Annotated in this window: 16 protein-coding genes; 4 read left to right on the top strand and 12 right to left on the bottom strand. The window is 71.9% G+C overall.

Features of this window, described 5'->3' with window-relative positions:
- Positions 1-41 precede the first annotated feature (41 nt).
- The 3 genes from MED01_RS13075 to MED01_RS13065 all read right to left on the bottom strand — a co-directional run bounded on the left by MED01_RS13075 (position 42) and on the right by MED01_RS13065 (position 3509).
- A complete protein-coding gene (locus MED01_RS13075) occupies positions 42-2402 on the bottom strand; it encodes a sodium-translocating pyrophosphatase (RefSeq protein ID WP_238668804.1) in 2361 nt (786 codons plus the stop codon).
- Positions 2403-2718: 316 nt separating this feature from the next.
- Positions 2719-3156, bottom strand: coding sequence for an ATP-binding protein (locus tag MED01_RS13070; protein ID WP_238668803.1), 438 nt, complete (start codon positions 3154-3156; stop codon positions 2719-2721).
- Positions 3153-3509 carry an anti-sigma factor antagonist gene (locus MED01_RS13065; protein ID WP_238668801.1) on the bottom strand — a complete coding sequence of 119 codons (357 nt, stop codon included), beginning with the start codon at positions 3507-3509 and terminating at the stop codon, positions 3153-3155. The genes MED01_RS13070 and MED01_RS13065 overlap by 4 nt, the downstream gene beginning before the upstream one ends.
- A gap of 188 nt (positions 3510-3697) precedes the next feature.
- On the opposite strand from MED01_RS13065, the gene sftH reads away from it, so the two are divergent.
- The 4 genes from sftH (at position 3698) to MED01_RS13040 (ending at position 8239) form a co-directional block, all read left to right on the top strand.
- A complete protein-coding gene (gene sftH, locus MED01_RS13060; RefSeq protein ID WP_274525672.1) occupies positions 3698-6070 on the top strand; it encodes a DEAD/DEAH box helicase in 2373 nt (790 codons plus the stop codon).
- 99 nt (positions 6071-6169) lie between these two features.
- Positions 6170-6379 carry a hypothetical protein gene (locus tag MED01_RS13055; RefSeq protein ID WP_238668798.1) on the top strand — a complete coding sequence of 70 codons (210 nt, stop codon included), beginning with the start codon at positions 6170-6172 and terminating at the stop codon, positions 6377-6379.
- A gap of 165 nt (positions 6380-6544) precedes the next feature.
- The gene (locus tag MED01_RS13050; RefSeq protein ID WP_238668797.1) at positions 6545-7123 is read left to right on the top strand and encodes an LURP-one-related family protein; all 579 of its coding nucleotides are present in this window, start codon (positions 6545-6547) and stop codon (positions 7121-7123) included.
- A 267-nt stretch (positions 7124-7390) separates the two neighbouring features.
- On the top strand, positions 7391-8239 hold the full coding sequence (locus MED01_RS13040) for a phosphotransferase (RefSeq protein WP_238668795.1): 849 nt from the start codon (positions 7391-7393) through the stop codon (positions 8237-8239).
- Between the two features lie 100 nt (positions 8240-8339).
- Here the strand turns inward: MED01_RS13040 and MED01_RS13035 are convergent, their stop codons facing one another.
- The 9 genes from MED01_RS13035 to MED01_RS12995 all read right to left on the bottom strand — a co-directional run bounded on the left by MED01_RS13035 (position 8340) and on the right by MED01_RS12995 (position 15494).
- A complete protein-coding gene (locus MED01_RS13035; protein WP_238668794.1) occupies positions 8340-8696 on the bottom strand; it encodes an Rv3654c family TadE-like protein in 357 nt (118 codons plus the stop codon).
- On the bottom strand, positions 8696-9124 hold the full coding sequence (locus MED01_RS13030) for a TadE family type IV pilus minor pilin (protein WP_274525631.1): 429 nt from the start codon (positions 9122-9124) through the stop codon (positions 8696-8698). Before MED01_RS13030 ends, MED01_RS13035 begins: the two co-directional genes overlap by 1 nt.
- A 71-nt stretch (positions 9125-9195) precedes the next feature.
- Positions 9196-9363, bottom strand: a complete 168-nt coding sequence (locus tag MED01_RS13025; RefSeq protein ID WP_081883916.1) for a DUF4244 domain-containing protein — start codon at positions 9361-9363, stop codon at positions 9196-9198.
- 22 nt (positions 9364-9385) lie between these two features.
- Positions 9386-10117: a type II secretion system F family protein gene (locus MED01_RS13020; RefSeq protein ID WP_238668792.1), complete on the bottom strand. Its 732-nt coding sequence runs from the start codon at positions 10115-10117 to the stop codon at positions 9386-9388.
- Positions 10114-11409, bottom strand: a complete 1296-nt coding sequence (locus MED01_RS36085; protein ID WP_308193462.1) for a type II secretion system F family protein — start codon at positions 11407-11409, stop codon at positions 10114-10116. Before MED01_RS36085 ends, MED01_RS13020 begins: the two co-directional genes overlap by 4 nt.
- On the bottom strand, positions 11406-12617 hold the full coding sequence (locus MED01_RS13010; protein WP_238668790.1) for a TadA family conjugal transfer-associated ATPase: 1212 nt from the start codon (positions 12615-12617) through the stop codon (positions 11406-11408). The genes MED01_RS36085 and MED01_RS13010 overlap by 4 nt, the downstream gene beginning before the upstream one ends.
- Positions 12614-13717: a septum site-determining protein Ssd gene (gene ssd, locus MED01_RS13005; protein ID WP_238668789.1), complete on the bottom strand. Its 1104-nt coding sequence runs from the start codon at positions 13715-13717 to the stop codon at positions 12614-12616. Before ssd ends, MED01_RS13010 begins: the two co-directional genes overlap by 4 nt.
- Before the next feature lie 221 nt (positions 13718-13938).
- On the bottom strand, positions 13939-14940 hold the full coding sequence (locus MED01_RS13000; protein ID WP_238668787.1) for a CU044_5270 family protein: 1002 nt from the start codon (positions 14938-14940) through the stop codon (positions 13939-13941).
- Positions 14940-15494 (bottom strand): RNA polymerase sigma factor, encoded by a 555-nt coding sequence (locus tag MED01_RS12995; protein ID WP_238668785.1) that lies wholly within the window; start codon positions 15492-15494, stop codon positions 14940-14942. The genes MED01_RS13000 and MED01_RS12995 overlap by 1 nt, the downstream gene beginning before the upstream one ends.
- Positions 15495-15603 lie beyond the last annotated feature (109 nt).

Raw genomic sequence — 15603 nt, 5'->3', positions numbered from 1 at the left:
GTACGGCCTTTGGCCAGGTGTGGCATCGGGCCGTTCCTGGATCAGGCGTTGACCGTCTCCGGGCGGTGATCGGTGCTGCCCGCGCCGGTGTTGCCATCGACGTCCGAGTCGGACATCGCGATGCCCTTGCGCTTGCTGAACACCACCGACGCCACGATGATCAGCGTCGCGACCAGCGCGATGCCGACCCGCAGGCCGACGTTGCGGTCGTCGCCCACGCTCCAGGCCACCACCGCGGGCGCGATCAGCAGCGAGACCAGGTTCATCACCTTGATCAGCGGGTTGATCGCCGGGCCGGCGGTGTCCTTGAACGGGTCACCGACGGTGTCGCCGATGACAGTGGCGGCGTGCGCCTCGGAGCCCTTGCCCCCGTACGCGCCGTCCTCGACCAGCTTCTTGGCGTTGTCCCAGGCCCCACCGGAGTTGGACAGGAACACCGCCATCAGGGTGCCGGCACCGATCGCACCAGCCAGGTACGCAGCGAGCGCGCCGGGCCCGAGGCCGAAGCCGACAGCGATCGGCGCCAGGATGGCGAGCAGGCCGGGGGTCATCAGCTCGCGCTGTGCGTCCCTGGTGCAGATGTCGACGACCTTGCCGTACTCCGGGCGCTGGGTGCCGTCCATGATGCCGGGCAGCTCACGGAACTGCCGGCGGACCTCCATCACCACGGCACCGGCCGAGCGGGACACCGCGTTGATGGCCAGCCCGGAGAAGAGGAAGACCACCGCCGCGCCGATGATCAGGCCGACCAGGTTGCGCGGGTTCGCCACGTTCAGCGAGTTGAGGATCTCCGTCCCGACGTCGCCCACGCCAGCCGTCGCGTACGCGCTGCGGAGCGAGTCGGTGTACGAGCCGAACAGCGCGGTCGCGGCGAGCACCGCCGTGGCGATCGCGATGCCCTTGGTGATCGCCTTGGTGGTGTTGCCGACCGCGTCCAGCTCGGTCAGCGTGCGAGCGCCGTGCTCGTCGAGGTCACCGGACATCTCGGCGATGCCCTGCGCGTTGTCGGAGATCGGCCCGAAGGTGTCCATCGCGACGATCACGCCGACGGTGGTGAGCAGGCCGGTGCCGGCCAACGCCACAGCGAACAGCGACAGCGTGATGGAGCTGCCGCCGAGCAGGAACGCCCCGAAGACGCCGGCGCCGATCAGCAGGGCCGAGTAGACAGCCGACTCCAGGCCGATGCTGATGCCGGCCAGGATCACCGTCGCCGCACCGGTCTGCGAGCTCTTGCCGATGTCCTGCACCGGGCGCCGGTTGGTCTCGGTGAAGTAGCCGGTCAGCGCCTGGATCGCGGCGGCCAGCACGATGCCGATGACCACCGCGCCGATGGCGACCAGCCGGGGGTTGCCGGGCGCGTCGGTGAGCCCGCTGTCGAACTCGCCGAAGGTCGCCGGCAGGTACGCGTAGGCGGCGATCGCCACCAGCACAGCGGAGAGCACCGCCGACAGGTAGAAGGCCCGGTTGATCGCGGTCAGGGCGTTACGGTCGGAGGCGCGCAGCCGGGTGATGAAGACACCGACGATCGCGATCAGCACGCCGATGGTGGAGATGATCAGCGGGAAGACCAGGCCCTCCTCGCCGAACGCGGCGCGGCCGAGGATCAGCGCGGCGACCAGCGTCACCGCGTACGACTCGAACAGGTCGGCGGCCATGCCGGCGCAGTCACCGACGTTGTCGCCCACGTTGTCGGCGATGGTGGCGGCGTTGCGTGGGTCATCCTCGGGGATGCCCTGCTCGACCTTGCCGACCAGGTCGGCCCCGACGTCGGCGGCCTTGGTGAAGATGCCACCGCCGACCCGCATGAACATCGCGAGCAGCGCGGCGCCGAAGCCGAAGCCCTCCAGCACCGTCGGCGCGTCACCCCGGTAGAGCAGGACGACCAGCGCGGCACCGAAGAGGCCGAGGCCGACGGTGAAGAAGCCGACGACCCCCCCGGTTCGGAACGCGATCTTCATGGCCGCCTCGCGGCCGCCTGCCCGCTCCCTCGCGGCGGCGGCCACGCGCAGGTTGGCCCTGGTGGCCAGCCACATGCCGGCGCCGCCGATGAACGCGCTGAACAGGGCGCCCACCACGAAGAACAGTGAGCGGCCGATCTTCACAGCGAGTTCACTGCCATCGGTGTCGTGCACCGGAAGCAGGAAGAGCAGCACGACGGCGATGACGACGAAGATCGCCAGGGTGCGGAATTGCCGGAGCAGGTAGGCCGAGGCGCCCTCCTGGACCGCCCCCGAGATCTCCTGCATTTTTTCGGTGCCCTTACCAGCGGCCAGCACCGTTTTTGTCAGGGCGGCAGCGAAACCGAGTGCCACCAGCGCGACAACCGCGGCGATGACGACGTAGGTGACATTGCTTCCGGTAAGGGAAAGCCCGCCGCCGTCGGCGGCCAAGGTCTCGGACATCTGTGTCCTCCTGTTACCGAACAATCGCGCCGGTGAGTGGAGACGCACTGACCGACGCCTGGATGCGGACTCGCAAGCGCGCGCCAACCCACCAGCGGACCAGCGATGAACACCCATACCCGCTGGCTGCGGGATAGGTCACTTGCTGACAACCCGGGTACTGTAGCCCTCCGCAGTGTTGGAGGTCACACCCAGGTGGCACCGTGTCGCGATGATCTTCGTCGCTGTGTTATGAAACGAAATCTGATATAGGGCCCCATCCATGCAAAGAAGGCCGCATCCCCAGCAGGGGACGCGGCCTACGCAGCGAAACTGGTCAGCGGCCGACCGGCCACACCATCCGTACCTCGGTGCCGATGCCCTCGTCGACCGGGCGCACCTGGAGATCCTCGACGAAACCGGCGAGCAGTGCGAAGCCGACGCCGGTGGTCAGCGCCTCATCGGTCAGCGACTCGTTGGCCAGCTCGTCCGGTGGCAGCGCGGTCAGACCGATACCCGCCTCGATCGGCGCCCGGTCCACCACCCGCACGGCGTACGAGCCACCGTCGGACATCTCCACCAGCACCGGGTCGGCCAGGCCGTACTGCCGGTGCAGGGCCACCGCGCGCGTGCACGCCTCACCGATGGCCAGGCGCACCTCGTCCAGCAGTTCCTCCCGCACCCCGGCCCGCCGGGCGACGGCGACGCCGACCAGGCGGGCGGTGCGCACGTGCACCGGAGCGGGCGAGAAGGAGAGCTTGACTGTGGCCATCACGCGCCGGCGCCCGCCGAGTCAGCGCTGATCGCCGCGTCGACCGTCGGGTGCAGCGGAAACACCTGGTCCAGCGCGGTGATCCGGAAGATCTTGAGCAGCGGTTCCTTGTCGCAGACCAGCGCGAACGAACCGCTGGTCGAGCGGAGCCGCTTGAGCGCGCCGACCAGCACGCCCAGCCCGGTGGAGTCGAGGAAGTCCACCCGACCGAGGTCGACCACCACGTGACGGGCGCCACCGTCGATCAGTTCGAGGAGTCGCTCACGGAGCCGGGGCGCGGTGTAGACGTCCACCTCACCACCGACCTCGAGCACCGTGTGCTCGCCCACGGTGCGGGTCGCCAGTGACAGCTCCATCGGTCCTCCTCGCCAGAGCCGTAAACTCTCGTGGGCATCTAACCACTACCGCCGGGACGGCCTGCGGACGCCAGCGGAGGCTTCCCCTTACCCCGGTGTCCGACTTTTCATCTCCGAACACCAGTGCGAGAGTGCAGGGCGTGACCTCCAACGACTTCAGCTCCGCGCGCGGCACGCCGCGCCACGACCTGGAGTCGTCGTCCGCGGCCACCGTATCCGCTGGTCCCGGCCCTGGGCCAGCGCCGGCCGACCTGCTGCGCCGGCTACGCGCCCGGGGTGCCGCCGACCCGGTCACCCACGTCGAGCGGGTGCCGGCCCGCGCCGGTGTGCCCGCGCCGTGGCCGTCGTGGGCACCTGCGGAGTTGCGCGCGGCGTTCACAGGACGCGGCGTGGTCGCGCCCTGGCAGCACCAGGCCCAGGCGGCCAACCTTGCGTACGAGGGCCAGCACGTGGTCGTCGCCACCGGCACCGCGTCCGGCAAGTCACTGGCGTACCAACTGCCCGCCCTTGCCACACTGCTCGCCGATCCCCGGGCCACATTGCTCTACCTGGCGCCGACCAAGGCGCTCGCCGCGGACCAGTTGCGCGCCGTCGCCGCGCTGGAGCTGGAGGGCATACGCCCCGCCTGCTACGACGGGGACACTCCGCGCACCGAGCGGGAGTGGATCCGGCGGCACTCCCGGTTCGTGCTGACCAACCCGGACATGCTGCACCACGGCATCCTGCCCGGGCACGCCCAGTGGTCCGGCTTCCTGCGCCGACTCGCGTACGTGGTGATCGACGAGTGCCACACCTACCGGGGCGTGTTCGGCTCGCACGTCGCGCACGTGCTGCGTCGGCTGCGTCGGCAGTGCGCCAGGTTCGGGGCCACCCCGGTGTTCGTGCTCGCCTCGGCCACCTCCGGCGACCCGGCCACCGCGGCCGGACGGCTGACCGGCCTGCCGGTGACAGCGGTCACCGAGGACACCTCCCCCCGTGGCGGGGTGACCTTCGCGCTCTGGGAACCGCCGCTGCTGCCACCCGACTCGTCGGCCGCTTCGCCGGTGCCGCCGCAGGCGACCGGCGAGCACGACGAACTTCACCAGGTCCGTCGGTCGGCGCTGCGCGAGACCGCGGACCTGCTCGCCGACACTGTCGCCGAGGGGGTACGCACCCTCGCGTTCGTCCGCTCCCGCAAGGGTGCCGAGGTGGTGGCCGCCAACGCGCGTCGAGCGCTGGACGACGCCGTTCCGGGGCTCGGCGACCGGGTGGCCGCCTACCGGGGCGGTTACCTGCGGGAGGAGCGACGCGAGCTGGAACGGGCCCTGCTGCACGGCGACCTGCTCGGCCTGGCCTCCACCAACGCGCTGGAGCTGGGCGTGGACCTGGTCGGGCTCGACGCGGTGCTGATCTGCGGCTACCCGGGCACCAGGGCGTCGCTGTGGCAGCAGGCGGGCCGCGCCGGGCGTTCCGGGCAGGAGGCCCTCGCGGTGCTGGTGGCCCGGGACGACCCACTGGACACCTACCTGGTGCACCACCCGGAGGCGATCTTCGGCGCGCCGGTGGAGGCGACGGTGCTCGACCCGGCCAACCCGTACGTGCTGGCGCCGCAACTGGCCTGCGCCGCGGTGGAGGCACCGCTCACCCCGGCCGACCTGGCGCTCTTCGGCGAGGGGGCGAAGGAGGCGGTCGACCAGTTGGTCGCGGCCGGGGCGCTGCGGCAGCGGCCCACCGGTTGGTACTGGCGGCACCGGGAGCGGCCCGAGGTGGACCTGCGCGGCGAGGGCGGCGCTCCGGTCGCCGTGGTGGAGTCGTCGACCGGCCGACTGCTCGGCACTGTCGACGGCGGCTCGTCGCACTTCCTGCTGCACTCCGGCGCCGTCTATCTGCACCAGGGCGTCTCGTACGTGGTCGACCAGCTCGACCTGGTCGACGGTTGCGCGCTGGTACGCGCCGAGGAACCGGACTGGTCCACCCACGCCCGCGACGTCACCGACCTGTCAGTGGTGTCGGTGCGCTCCTACGTGGACGCCGGGCCGGTCGGCATGTTCCTCGGCGAGGTGGATGTGACAAGCCAGGTGGTGTCGTACCAGCGGCGGCGAATCGCCACCGGGGAGGTGATCGACACCCGGCCGCTGGACCTGCCCACCCGGGAGCTGCGCACTGTGGCGGTCTGGTTCACCCTGTCACCGCAGTCGCTGGCCGCCGCCGGGGTCCAGCCGGCCGACGTGCCGGGTGCGCTGCACGCCGCCGAACACGCCGCGATCGGCCTGCTGCCGCTGATGGCGACCTGCGACCGGTGGGACATCGGCGGGCTCTCCACCGCCGTGCACCCGGACACCGAGGCGCCGACCGTCTTCGTCTACGACGGGCATCCGGGTGGCGCCGGGTTCGCCGAGCGGGCGTACGGGACGGCGTCGGCGTGGCTGCGGGCCACCCGGGACGCGATAGCCGAGTGCGGCTGCGAGACCGGATGCCCGTCCTGCGTGCAGTCACCGAAATGCGGCAACGGCAACAATCCCCTCTCCAAGCCGGACGCGATCCGGGTGCTCGACGTGGTGTTGACGAACCTGCCGGACTGAGCGGCTTGCATGAATCGGCATGGCACGGGGCACAATGATGTGGGAGCGCTTCCATCGATGCCCATGTTGCTGATCGCCCCCCGTGCCCGAGGAGAAGCTGTGGCCGACACCATCGCCGAGACCGTCGACCTGCTCTACACCATCGACCAGGACAATCTCACCCTCGACCAGCAGATCGCGCTGGGGTCGGCGTTGGCCGCCCTGGCCCAGGCGGAACGGCTGGAACAGATCAACGAGCGGCTGCGCGGCATTCACCAGGTGCTCAACACCTGGTCGCTGCGGACCGTGACCTCCGTCGACAGTCGCTGAGGTCGCCGGGAGTGATCCTGCAAGGGCACCGGTGATCACTCCGTGCTGGGTAGTCGTCCAACGGGCTCGACGGCTACCCAGCCGCAACTGATCATGGACAGCAGGGGGCGCGACGGTTGTCGGGCTGTGCGAGACTCCGGCGCACCAACCCCCAGAGGAGTGCACATGCAGCTCGACAACTTGCAGGGCCAGCACCAGTTCCACATCCGCCAGCGACTGCGCATGATGGTCAACCAGTACGAGGTCCGGGCGGTCGCCCCCGACGGCACCGAGGGTGAGCTGCTGGCGTTCGCGCAGCAGAAGCGGCTCGCCTTCAAGGAGCAGGTGACCATCTACACGGATGACTCCAAGCAGCAGCCCCTGCTCGGCTTCAAGGCCCGCCAGCGCATCGACCTCGGCGCCACGTACGACGTCACCGACGCGGCCGGCAACCCGATCGGCCTGTTCCGCAAGGACTTCGCCCAGTCGCTGCTGCGCTCCACCTGGCACGTCGAGCAGGCCGGCCTGCCGCAGGTGACGGGCCAGGAGCGCAGCATGCCGGTGGCACTGCTGCGTCGATTCGTCGACTCGCTGTCCTGGCTGCCGTACCACTTCGACTTCACCGCGGGCGGCCAGCCGGTCTTCACCGTGGTCAAGAAGTGGGGCCTGCGCGACAAGTACGTCGTCGAGGTGCAGAACCCGCAGATCGACCGCCGCCTGGTCATCGCGATGGCCGTCGCCCTCGACGCGCTCCAGGCCCGCTGACACACCCGGCCTCACCCCCCCGTTTGCCCGCTGGCCGGGGCCTGGGCCTCCGCTGCCCGTGCCCCGGCCGGCAAGCTGCCGCTGCCCCGCTCCCTCGCCCTGCGCCCTCGCCCTGCGCCCTCGCCCTGCGCCCTCGCCCTGCGCCCGCTCCCTGCCCTTCCCGCGCCCTGCCGCTGCCCGCGCCCTGCCCTGCCGTGGCACGGCACGGGTTCACGGGCCCGCTGCGGCTGGCTCGGCTCGGGTCCTCCCTCTTCTAGGATTCCCGCCATGGGCCCTGGACTCGCCAATCTCTCCGTGCGGCAGCTGGCCCTGTTGGAGAAATGGCTTCCCGGTGCCGAGGTCGAGCGGGATCACAGCTGGGGCCTGGTGCAGACCACTGTCCTGGAGATGGCGTACGCCGGGTCACTATTCATCGTCAAAGCCGGCGGCGACGATGACCATCACGTCGAACGCGAACTCCACGCCCACCTCAACTGGCTGAGCCCGTGGACCAGGCTGGGCCGCGCGCCGATCATGGAGCATGGCGACGCGGCGGCGAAACTACTCGTCACGAGATACCTGCCGGGTGAGCTGGTGCTGGGCAGTGAACACGCCAATGCTCCCGCGACCTACCGGGAGGCGGGCGAACTGCTCGCACTGCTCCACGCGCAGACCCGCATCACTGACGACGGCTACGAGAAGCGGGAGAACCGAAAGTCGCTCACCTGGCTCGACGGAGCGCACCGAATCGCTTCGAGCACTGTGCACCGGCTGCGCGCCGAGATAGGCAGTTGGCCCACGCCGGCAGCGCTGCTCGTGCCGACCCACGGAGACTGGCAGCCCCGGAACTGGCTCGTCCACAACGGCACCGTCAGCATCATCGACTTCGGTCGCGCCGCGATGCGCCCCGCCTACACGGACTTCACCCGGCTGTCGGTCCAGGACTTCCGCCGCGACTCGCAGCTTGAGAGCGCGTTCCTCGACGGGTACGGGGCCGATCCGCGCCGGACGCCCGCCTGGCACCGCACCCGAGTCCGCGAGGCGATCGGCACCGCAGCCTGGGCCTACCGCGTGGGCGACGAGTCGTTCGAGGCCCAAGGGCACCGAATGATCGCCGAGGCTCTCGCTTCGTCGTAGCGCCCACTGGCTTCGTCGTGGCCCCACTGGCTTCGTCGTGGCCCCACTGGCTTCGTCGTGGCCCCACTGGCTTCGTCGTAGCGCCCACTGGGCCGACCACTCACCCCCGCACCGGCCCGGCACGGGCCGTCGACGCCGCGACCCGGGTCAGGCCGGGCAGTGGCGTGACAGTCACCTCGGTGGTCACCAGCAGGTCCAGCCCGTCGAGACGACAGCCGACCAGCCGCGCGCCGTTGCGAACAGCGATGTCCACAGCTGACGCGCACGCCGCCGCCTCGCCATCGAGCGCCTTGGCGGCCCCGGCCAACGCCCCCAGGTCGGCGGCTACCGCCGCCCGCTGAGCCGCCATCGCAGCACCGGCGACAGCAGCGCCGAACGTACCCATCAGCACGAACACCAACCCCACTGCCAGCAGGATTACGGTCGCCCCACCCCGCTCGTTGTCAGGACACGGCATCACGGCATTCCCTCTCCGCCGCGGGGTTCGAGTGCCGCGACGGCGGTGGCGACCACTGTGATCCGCGGCAGTCGGCCGCCCAGCGCACGCACGGGTGCCCGAACCGTCGCCTGCGCGCGACCCCCGTCAATCGACACCGACACTTCCGCGCCCGACGGTGCCGCGTATCCACCGCCGCTGTTGTCCGCCTCGTCCCGAGCGGCGGCCAGCGCCGCCTCCCGGGCCGCGTGTAGGCAACTAGCCCTGGTGCTGACGGCGTTGACTGCGGTCAGACCGGCGAGCAGGAGTAGAAGCAGCGCCGGCAGGCCGGCCGCCAATTCGGCGGTGAAGGACCCTCGGTCTGCGTCGGCGCGGAATTCCCTCTCACCACCGCCGGATGCCCGGACGAATCTCCGCTCGTCGCCGGATACCCCGCCGACGAGACGCAATGTCCGGCTGCCGACGAACGTGCGTGCGGCGACCTCAGACCCCGGGACCCGGCCGGCCTGCCGGCGCCCGATCACTTCAGTGCCCGGTCGATGACGGCGGTCAGCGCCGACTGGACGTTGCCGGAGGTCAGCACCTTCAACAGGATCCCGGCGAAGGCGACCGCGGCGAGGGTGCCCACGGCGTACTCGGCCGTGTTCATTCCGGCATCGCCGCGCAGGCGAGCGATGAGTTTGCGCATGACTGTTTCCCTTCTCGATGGGTCAGAGCACATCGCCGAGAACGGCGACGATCACCGGCACGAGGCCGGCGAGAATGAACGCCGGCAGGAAGCAGAGCCCCAGCGGCAGGACGATGAGCACGCCCGCCCGACGGGCCGATGCCTCGGCGGCGGTGGCCCGGTCGGCGCGCAGGTCGTCGGCGAGCCGGGTCAGTGCGCCGGCCAGGGCGGCACCACTGTTTGCCGAGCGCAACGCCGCTGCGGTCAGGCGCTCAGCGCCGGGCACGCCGTTCAGCGCGGACCATGCCTCCGCTGGGCCACCACCAAGCAGCAGCGTGCGGCCAACCCGGGCCAACCGGCCGGCGAGCGGCCCGTCCAGTGCCTCGGCGACGGCCAGCACCGAGCGATCCACCGGCGCGCCCGCCCGCATCGCCGCCGCCAGCAGGTCGGCGGCGAGCGGCAGGTCAGCAGCCTCCTGCTGCCGCCGCCTACGCACGGCGGGCGACTCGATCCGCCGCAGCAGGACATCGAGCAGGAACGCGGCCGGGAAAGCGCCGAGCAGCCCGAGCCAACCCTCGACGACGATGGCCACGGCAAGCCCGGCCAACACCGCCACGAGCCGGATCACGTCCGGCCGTCGCCGACTGGTCGAGCTGGGCGGGCCCGCCGGGCTGGGCAGGCCCGCTGCCCTGAGTTGACCCGCCGAGCTGGGCTGACCGGCTGAGCTGGGCTGGCCCGCCGAGCTGAGGTGGCCGGCCGGGTTCCGGGCCGTCATCCGGCCCGCCCCGGTGTCGCGCCCAGCCGTTCTGCCCAGAGGAGGCCCACGATCTGCAGGGCGACCGCGACGACAGCGCAGGCTCCACCGACGGTGCTGTGCAGGAGCACCGCCACGGGGTCGACGCCGATCCCGTACCCGAGCCCGATCCCGCCAATCGGCAGCGCCGCGAGTAGCCAGGCCGTGGCCCGCGCACCCGCCGCCTGGGCTGCCGCTGCGGCCAGGCCCCTGTCGGTCGCCCGGGCGTCCGCCTCGATCCGCTCGACGAGCTCCGCCAGCGGCGCGCCGGTCCGGTCGGCCAATCGCACCGCCGCCGAGGTCAACTGATGTAGGCGGTCCGCCCTGCCACGTTCAAGGTCCGCGACATCGAACGCGTGCGGCACGGGCAGACCGGCCCGCAGGTCCGCCGCGAGGCCGCAGAGCTGGTCCAGCCCACGTCGCCTGTCCCGCTCGGCGCTCCGGTTCACTCGCCAACGCAGCGCGGCGCGCACGGCCAGCGTGCCGTACCCGGCCATCGCGACAGCGGCCACCGGACCCCCGACCACGGCACCCACACCGCCGCCGAGCAGACCGGCCACCGGCAGCACGCGGGCCGTCGATCGCGAGATGCGCAACGACGCAGGCGTACCTCGCCTTCCGGCGGTCGCGCCGACGCGCCCGTGAGCGCGGCAATCGGCGATCGCGCACCCGTCGGACGCCGCCCCGGCGGACGCGCCCCGACAGCAAGCGTCCAGGTCGCCGTGCCCGTCTGCGGTTGCCGGACCGGCGACGTGGTTCCGACCGGTCACGTCCACACCGTTGACGCCGATCGTGGTCGTGGCCGCCGAGGTGCCAGGCCATTGTTCGGCGTCGAGCATGGTGGGGGCCAGTTCGGGGCGGGTGGTGCCGGTCGGGCGTCGGAGATCCCTGCGGGCCGGCGGGCGCGTCGGGCCCTCCGGACGCGTGAACCCGCCTGCCGCTCCCGGCCACCTCGGGCTGCCTGTGACGTCCCGGTCGGGCCAACCGAGTGCCGTCCGTCTTCCGTTGGCACCCGCGGTAGGTGCCGACTCGAACGCGATGCCGACCGGATGGCCGTTGGTCGGGGCGGCGCCAGCGCCGTCGACCGGCCCGTCCGGCGTGCGACCGAGCTCCCTGATCCACCGCACCAGGGCGTCATCCGGATCGGCGCCGCCGCCCCTCCGTCCCGGTGCCAGCACGCGACGTCGACGGGCCCGAATGCTCTGCACGGGCCACGCCACCAGGGCGGCGGCGACCAGGAGCAGCGCCGCCACCAGAATCGTCTCGGTGGTCATGCCGGACCCGCCGATCCGGGCCAGGGCTCGCTGAGGATGGGCGGGACCGCCACCCCACGCTGGCGCAGCAGCGCTCCGAGGGCACGGGCGGCGAGACCGAGCCCACTGCCGCGTACCCAGGCGGGCACCACTGTCACCATCCGATCGGGCCCCTCGGGCAGCAGCAGGCAGACCGACTCCAGGACCCGACCACGGTCGCCGCGTCGCACCTGGAACAGCACCTGCAACGCGGCGGCCACCTGGGCGTGCAGCGCGGCGCGGGGCAGCCCACCCAACATGCCCAGGGCCTCCAACCGGGCCGGCACGTCCGACGGTGTGTTGGCGTGCAGGGTGCCGGCACCCCCGTCATGGCCGGTGTTGAGCGCGGCCAGCAGGTCGACCACCTCACCGCCCCGGCACTCCCCGACCACCAGCCGGTCCGGGCGCATCCGCAACGCCTGCCGGACCAGGTCCGCCAGGCTGACCACGCCCGTGCCCTCCACATTGGCGGTACGTGCCTGGAGCCCCACCACGTGCGGATGCCCCGGACGCAGCTCGGCGGCGTCCTCCACCAGCACGATCCGTTCGGTGGCCGGCACCATCCCCAGCAGGGTGTTGAGCAGTGTCGTCTTGCCCGACCCGGTGCCCCCGGTCACCAGGTACGCCAGTCGGGCCGCGACGACTGCGGCGAGCAGTGGTGCCAGCGGTCGCGGCACGGTGCCCTGGCGCACCAACTCGTCGAGGGTGAACGGCCGGTGCCGGAAGGTTCGCAGCGACAGGTAGGGACCGTCGGTCGCCACCGGCGGCAGCACGGCGTGCATTCGGGTGCCGTCGGGAAGCCGCGCGTCCGCGTACGGGGAGCCGTCGTCGAGCCGCCGCCCCGCGCTGGCGATCAGCCGCTGCGCCAACCGGCGGACGTCCTCCACCGAGCCCACCGGGACGGCGACCTGGTGCAGCCCCGACCCTCGGTCGACCCAGACCCGGGCGCCGTTGACGAGGACGTCGGTGACCTCCGGGTCGGCGAGCAGCGACGCCAACGGCCCGGCGCCCACGAGGTCGTCGCGCACCCGGTCGGCGATCCGCAGCATGGCGGTGTCACCGAGCACTGCGGCGGCGGGCTCGGCCCGTACCGCGGAGACGATGGCCGCCGCGGTGACCGGGGTGGTGGCGGCGGCGATCCGCTGCCGCACCCGGGCGGCGAGGGTGCCGTCCTCCGGCCCGGCGGTCATGCCGCACCCGCAGCGGGCACGCCGGTGAGGTCGCTGACGATCCGTTGGCAGAGGGCGGCCAGTGGGCCCTTGCCCCCGGCTGCCGGCGCCTCGCCCCGCTCCAGCCCACGGCAGAGCCCCGGCTCGGGGCGCAGCGTGCCGGCCAGTGGGAGACCCAACGCGCGTGCCACCTCGGACGCCCGCAACCGCCCCGGTGCAGGCCCGCGCACCACCACAGCGAGCGCAGCGCAGTGCGGGGCGGCAGCGGCCACCACCCGAGTGGCCGCAGCGGTGGCACGCAACTCGGCCGGCACGACGACGAACGCCTGGTCGGCGGCTTGCAGCGCCACCACTGCCGCGTCGTCCAGCTGTCGGGGTAGGTCGATCACCACGAAGTCCCGCCCGCGCCGGGCCGCGTCGACTGTCGCCGCCATGGCCGTCGCCGGTAACGCCAGCATCTCGCCGCGGTCCCAGGAGAGCACCACGAGATCACCCCGGCTGGGCAGGGCCTGCACCAGCGCCGGGGCGTCCACCCGCCCGTCGGCGCTGGTGAGGGACGGCCAGCGTAGGCCTTCCAACTGCTCCCAGCCCAGCACGAGGTCGAGGCCACCACCGAGCGGGTCGGCGTCGACCAGGAGGGTGCGCAGCCGGGCCCGGGCGGCGGTCACCGCAAGACCACCGGCGAGCACACTCGCGCCCGCACCGCCCCGACCACCGAAGACCGCGACGACCCTGGCGCCGACGCCGACCGGGCGGTCCGGGTCGTGTTCGGCGAACCGATCCACCAGCCACGGCTCCGCAGCCGGCAGCGTGGCGACGTGCTCGGCCCCGATCAGCTCGGCGATCTGCCAGCCGGGGTCGAGCTGACCAGCCCGGCCGAGCAGCACCAGCCGTGGTCGTTGCGGCAACCGGGCGCGGAGGCAGGCCTGCGCCTGATCGGCACCGAGCAGCACCAGGGGCGCGGGAAGCCACCGGGTACGGGCGGCCGCTGGATCGCGGGCGAGCTCCACCTCGGTCCCGCCGACGGCGGCGAGCCGGAGCACATCATCGAGCAGATCGTCGTCGCCGGTGACGACAAGCGGGAGCCGGCGGATCGGCGGAACCGTGGTACGGGGTGGCATCGCGGCCTCCAGCGGTCGGGCTCTGGTATGCCGCCGACCCTGCTCGGAATCCGCCCCACGAGCCGTCCCGATGTCGTCGCCTGTGGACAACCTGGTGGGCTGTGGAAAACCCCCACTCGAACAGTTGATCTGCTACGAGCGCGGGCAACTCCGCAGCTACTGCCGCTGTGGAAAAGGACAGCGGGGCCGCTCCCGGAAGGAGCGGCCCCGAGCGTCGGCGATCAGCCGACCCGGTCGGTCCAGGCGGCGTCGAGGATCACCTGGTACGAGCTGATCCGCACGGGCGACAACGTCAACCGCTCGTGAGCGAGCAGTTCGCCCGTCCTCGGATCGAAGACCAGAAGAGATTGCGCGTCGTGTTCGCTGTCGTCGAAGGTGACGGCGACTCCATGTCGGCCGGCGCGGTCCGTGACCTGCCCCCGCCAGCGGAAGCCGGGCACGTCGGCGAGCACCCGCAGGACCGCCGCACGGGTCGCACGCGGTAGGACGTACCGGCCATAGAGCGTGCTGACCTCCTTGCTCGCCGCGGCGGGGCCGTACTCAACCTTCAACAGTTCCCGCAGCTCGGACGGGACAGCCGTCGGTGGGCTGAGGTCCATGGGCGGCAGCGGATACCTGTTGGGAGCGGGGGTGCTGCCGGCCGCTGGCTGCGAATCGAGTCTGCGCTGCCAGTAGGTCCGTGACTCCTGATCGGGGTACTGCGGCTCGAGTTGGGTGTTGACCTGGCTACCGGTCCCGTCGGCGGCCTGCCAGACCTTCGTCTCGCCGACGAAGGCGACGAGGTGGCGACCGTCGGCGGAGGTCATCACCGGATCGCCCCACACCTTCGTGTGGTGGTACATGTAGCGTCCGCGCTGGTGGTCGTACGCCGCATCTTTGATCTTGTCGGCAAGCATGCGTAGCTGCGGACCGGCGGCCGGCGGATCCGCGTCGAACTGGTACGCGACCGGCACGAGTACCGTGCCCGTCGCCGACCCCGGGGTGTCCGGTGTGGCCGCACCGAACGGCTGGAGCACCGCCACGGCACCGGCCGCGACCGCCAGCGTCCCGGCCGTCAGGACCAGCCGCCTGGTCGGACGTACGCGACGACGCCCGGCGACCGTTTCGGTAGCGTCGGCGCGGTCGATCAGTTCGCGCGCCGAGACCAGCGGCGGCTCGACGGCGACGTTCCGGGCCGGGTCGGCCGGGCCCAGAAGAGTACGGGTGCGCACTGCTCCGAACATCACAGATCCTCTCGAATGGTCGCCAACACCGGTCGACGTCGGGTCTGCGCGAGCCGGGCCGACATCGCTTCGGCAAGACGACGGCGGGCGCGATGCAGGCGCACTGCGGCGGTCGCCCCGGTGCAACCGAGAACCTTGGCCGCCTCGGACACCGTCAGCTCCTCCCAGCCGACCAGCCGGAGGATTTCCTGGTCGAGGTCGTTGAGGGTGGCCAGGGCGGTCCAGATGTCGGCGACCCCGACGCCCGTGTCGGCACCCGACGATCCGGCCAGTCGCTCGAGGTCGACTTCGGTGATCGGGAGGAGGTCCGGTGCGGCCCGCCGCGACCGCCAGTGGTTGGCGAGGAGGCGCCGGGCCACCCCGTACAACCAGGGAAGGCTGCGCTCCGGCACCTCGGCGCGGCGACGCCAGGCGACGACGAAGACCTCCTGGGCAAGTTCCGCCGAGGCATCCCGGTCAGCGAGCCGGCGCAGGCCGTATCGCACTATGTGCTCGTACTCGGTGGCGTAGAGACTGGTGAACCAGCCCTCGTCCCGCGTATTCGGTGGACCCACCCGAACCCCCATTGCCTCGGCGACTCTCACAGTGGCTTGTGTCGCTGAGGACCAGAGGATTACCGCGCGGCCGAGGGCGGGTGCCGCCCACCGGGAGAACGAGCGTTGC

It is taken from the genome of Micromonospora alfalfae (assembly GCF_022230925.1).
Lineage (GTDB): Bacteria > Actinomycetota > Actinomycetes > Mycobacteriales > Micromonosporaceae > Micromonospora > Micromonospora alfalfae.
Note: the sequence above shows the minus strand (reverse complement) of the source record. Positions and strands in the feature narration are given on the sequence as shown.

Excerpts from the sequence above, each read along its gene's own strand:
- MED01_RS13025 (WP_081883916.1), bottom strand. The coding sequence starts at position 9,363 with ATGCGCAAACTCATCGCTCGCCTGCGCGGCGATGCCGGAATGAACACG.
- ssd (WP_238668789.1), bottom strand. The coding sequence starts at position 13,717 with ATGCCACCCCGTACCACGGTTCCGCCGATCCGCCGGCTCCCGCTTGTC.
- MED01_RS13010 (WP_238668790.1), bottom strand. The coding sequence starts at position 12,617 with ATGACCGCCGGGCCGGAGGACGGCACCCTCGCCGCCCGGGTGCGGCAG.
- MED01_RS13040 (WP_238668795.1), top strand. The coding sequence starts at position 7,391 with ATGGGCCCTGGACTCGCCAATCTCTCCGTGCGGCAGCTGGCCCTGTTG.
- MED01_RS36085 (WP_308193462.1), bottom strand. The coding sequence starts at position 11,409 with ATGACCACCGAGACGATTCTGGTGGCGGCGCTGCTCCTGGTCGCCGCC.
- MED01_RS13035 (WP_238668794.1), bottom strand. The coding sequence starts at position 8,696 with ATGCCGTGTCCTGACAACGAGCGGGGTGGGGCGACCGTAATCCTGCTG.
- MED01_RS13000 (WP_238668787.1), bottom strand. The coding sequence starts at position 14,940 with ATGTTCGGAGCAGTGCGCACCCGTACTCTTCTGGGCCCGGCCGACCCG.
- MED01_RS13065 (WP_238668801.1), bottom strand. The coding sequence starts at position 3,509 with ATGGAGCTGTCACTGGCGACCCGCACCGTGGGCGAGCACACGGTGCTC.
- MED01_RS13050 (WP_238668797.1), top strand. The coding sequence starts at position 6,545 with ATGCAGCTCGACAACTTGCAGGGCCAGCACCAGTTCCACATCCGCCAG.
- MED01_RS13075 (WP_238668804.1), bottom strand. The coding sequence starts at position 2,402 with ATGTCCGAGACCTTGGCCGCCGACGGCGGCGGGCTTTCCCTTACCGGA.
- MED01_RS13020 (WP_238668792.1), bottom strand. The coding sequence starts at position 10,117 with ATGACGGCCCGGAACCCGGCCGGCCACCTCAGCTCGGCGGGCCAGCCC.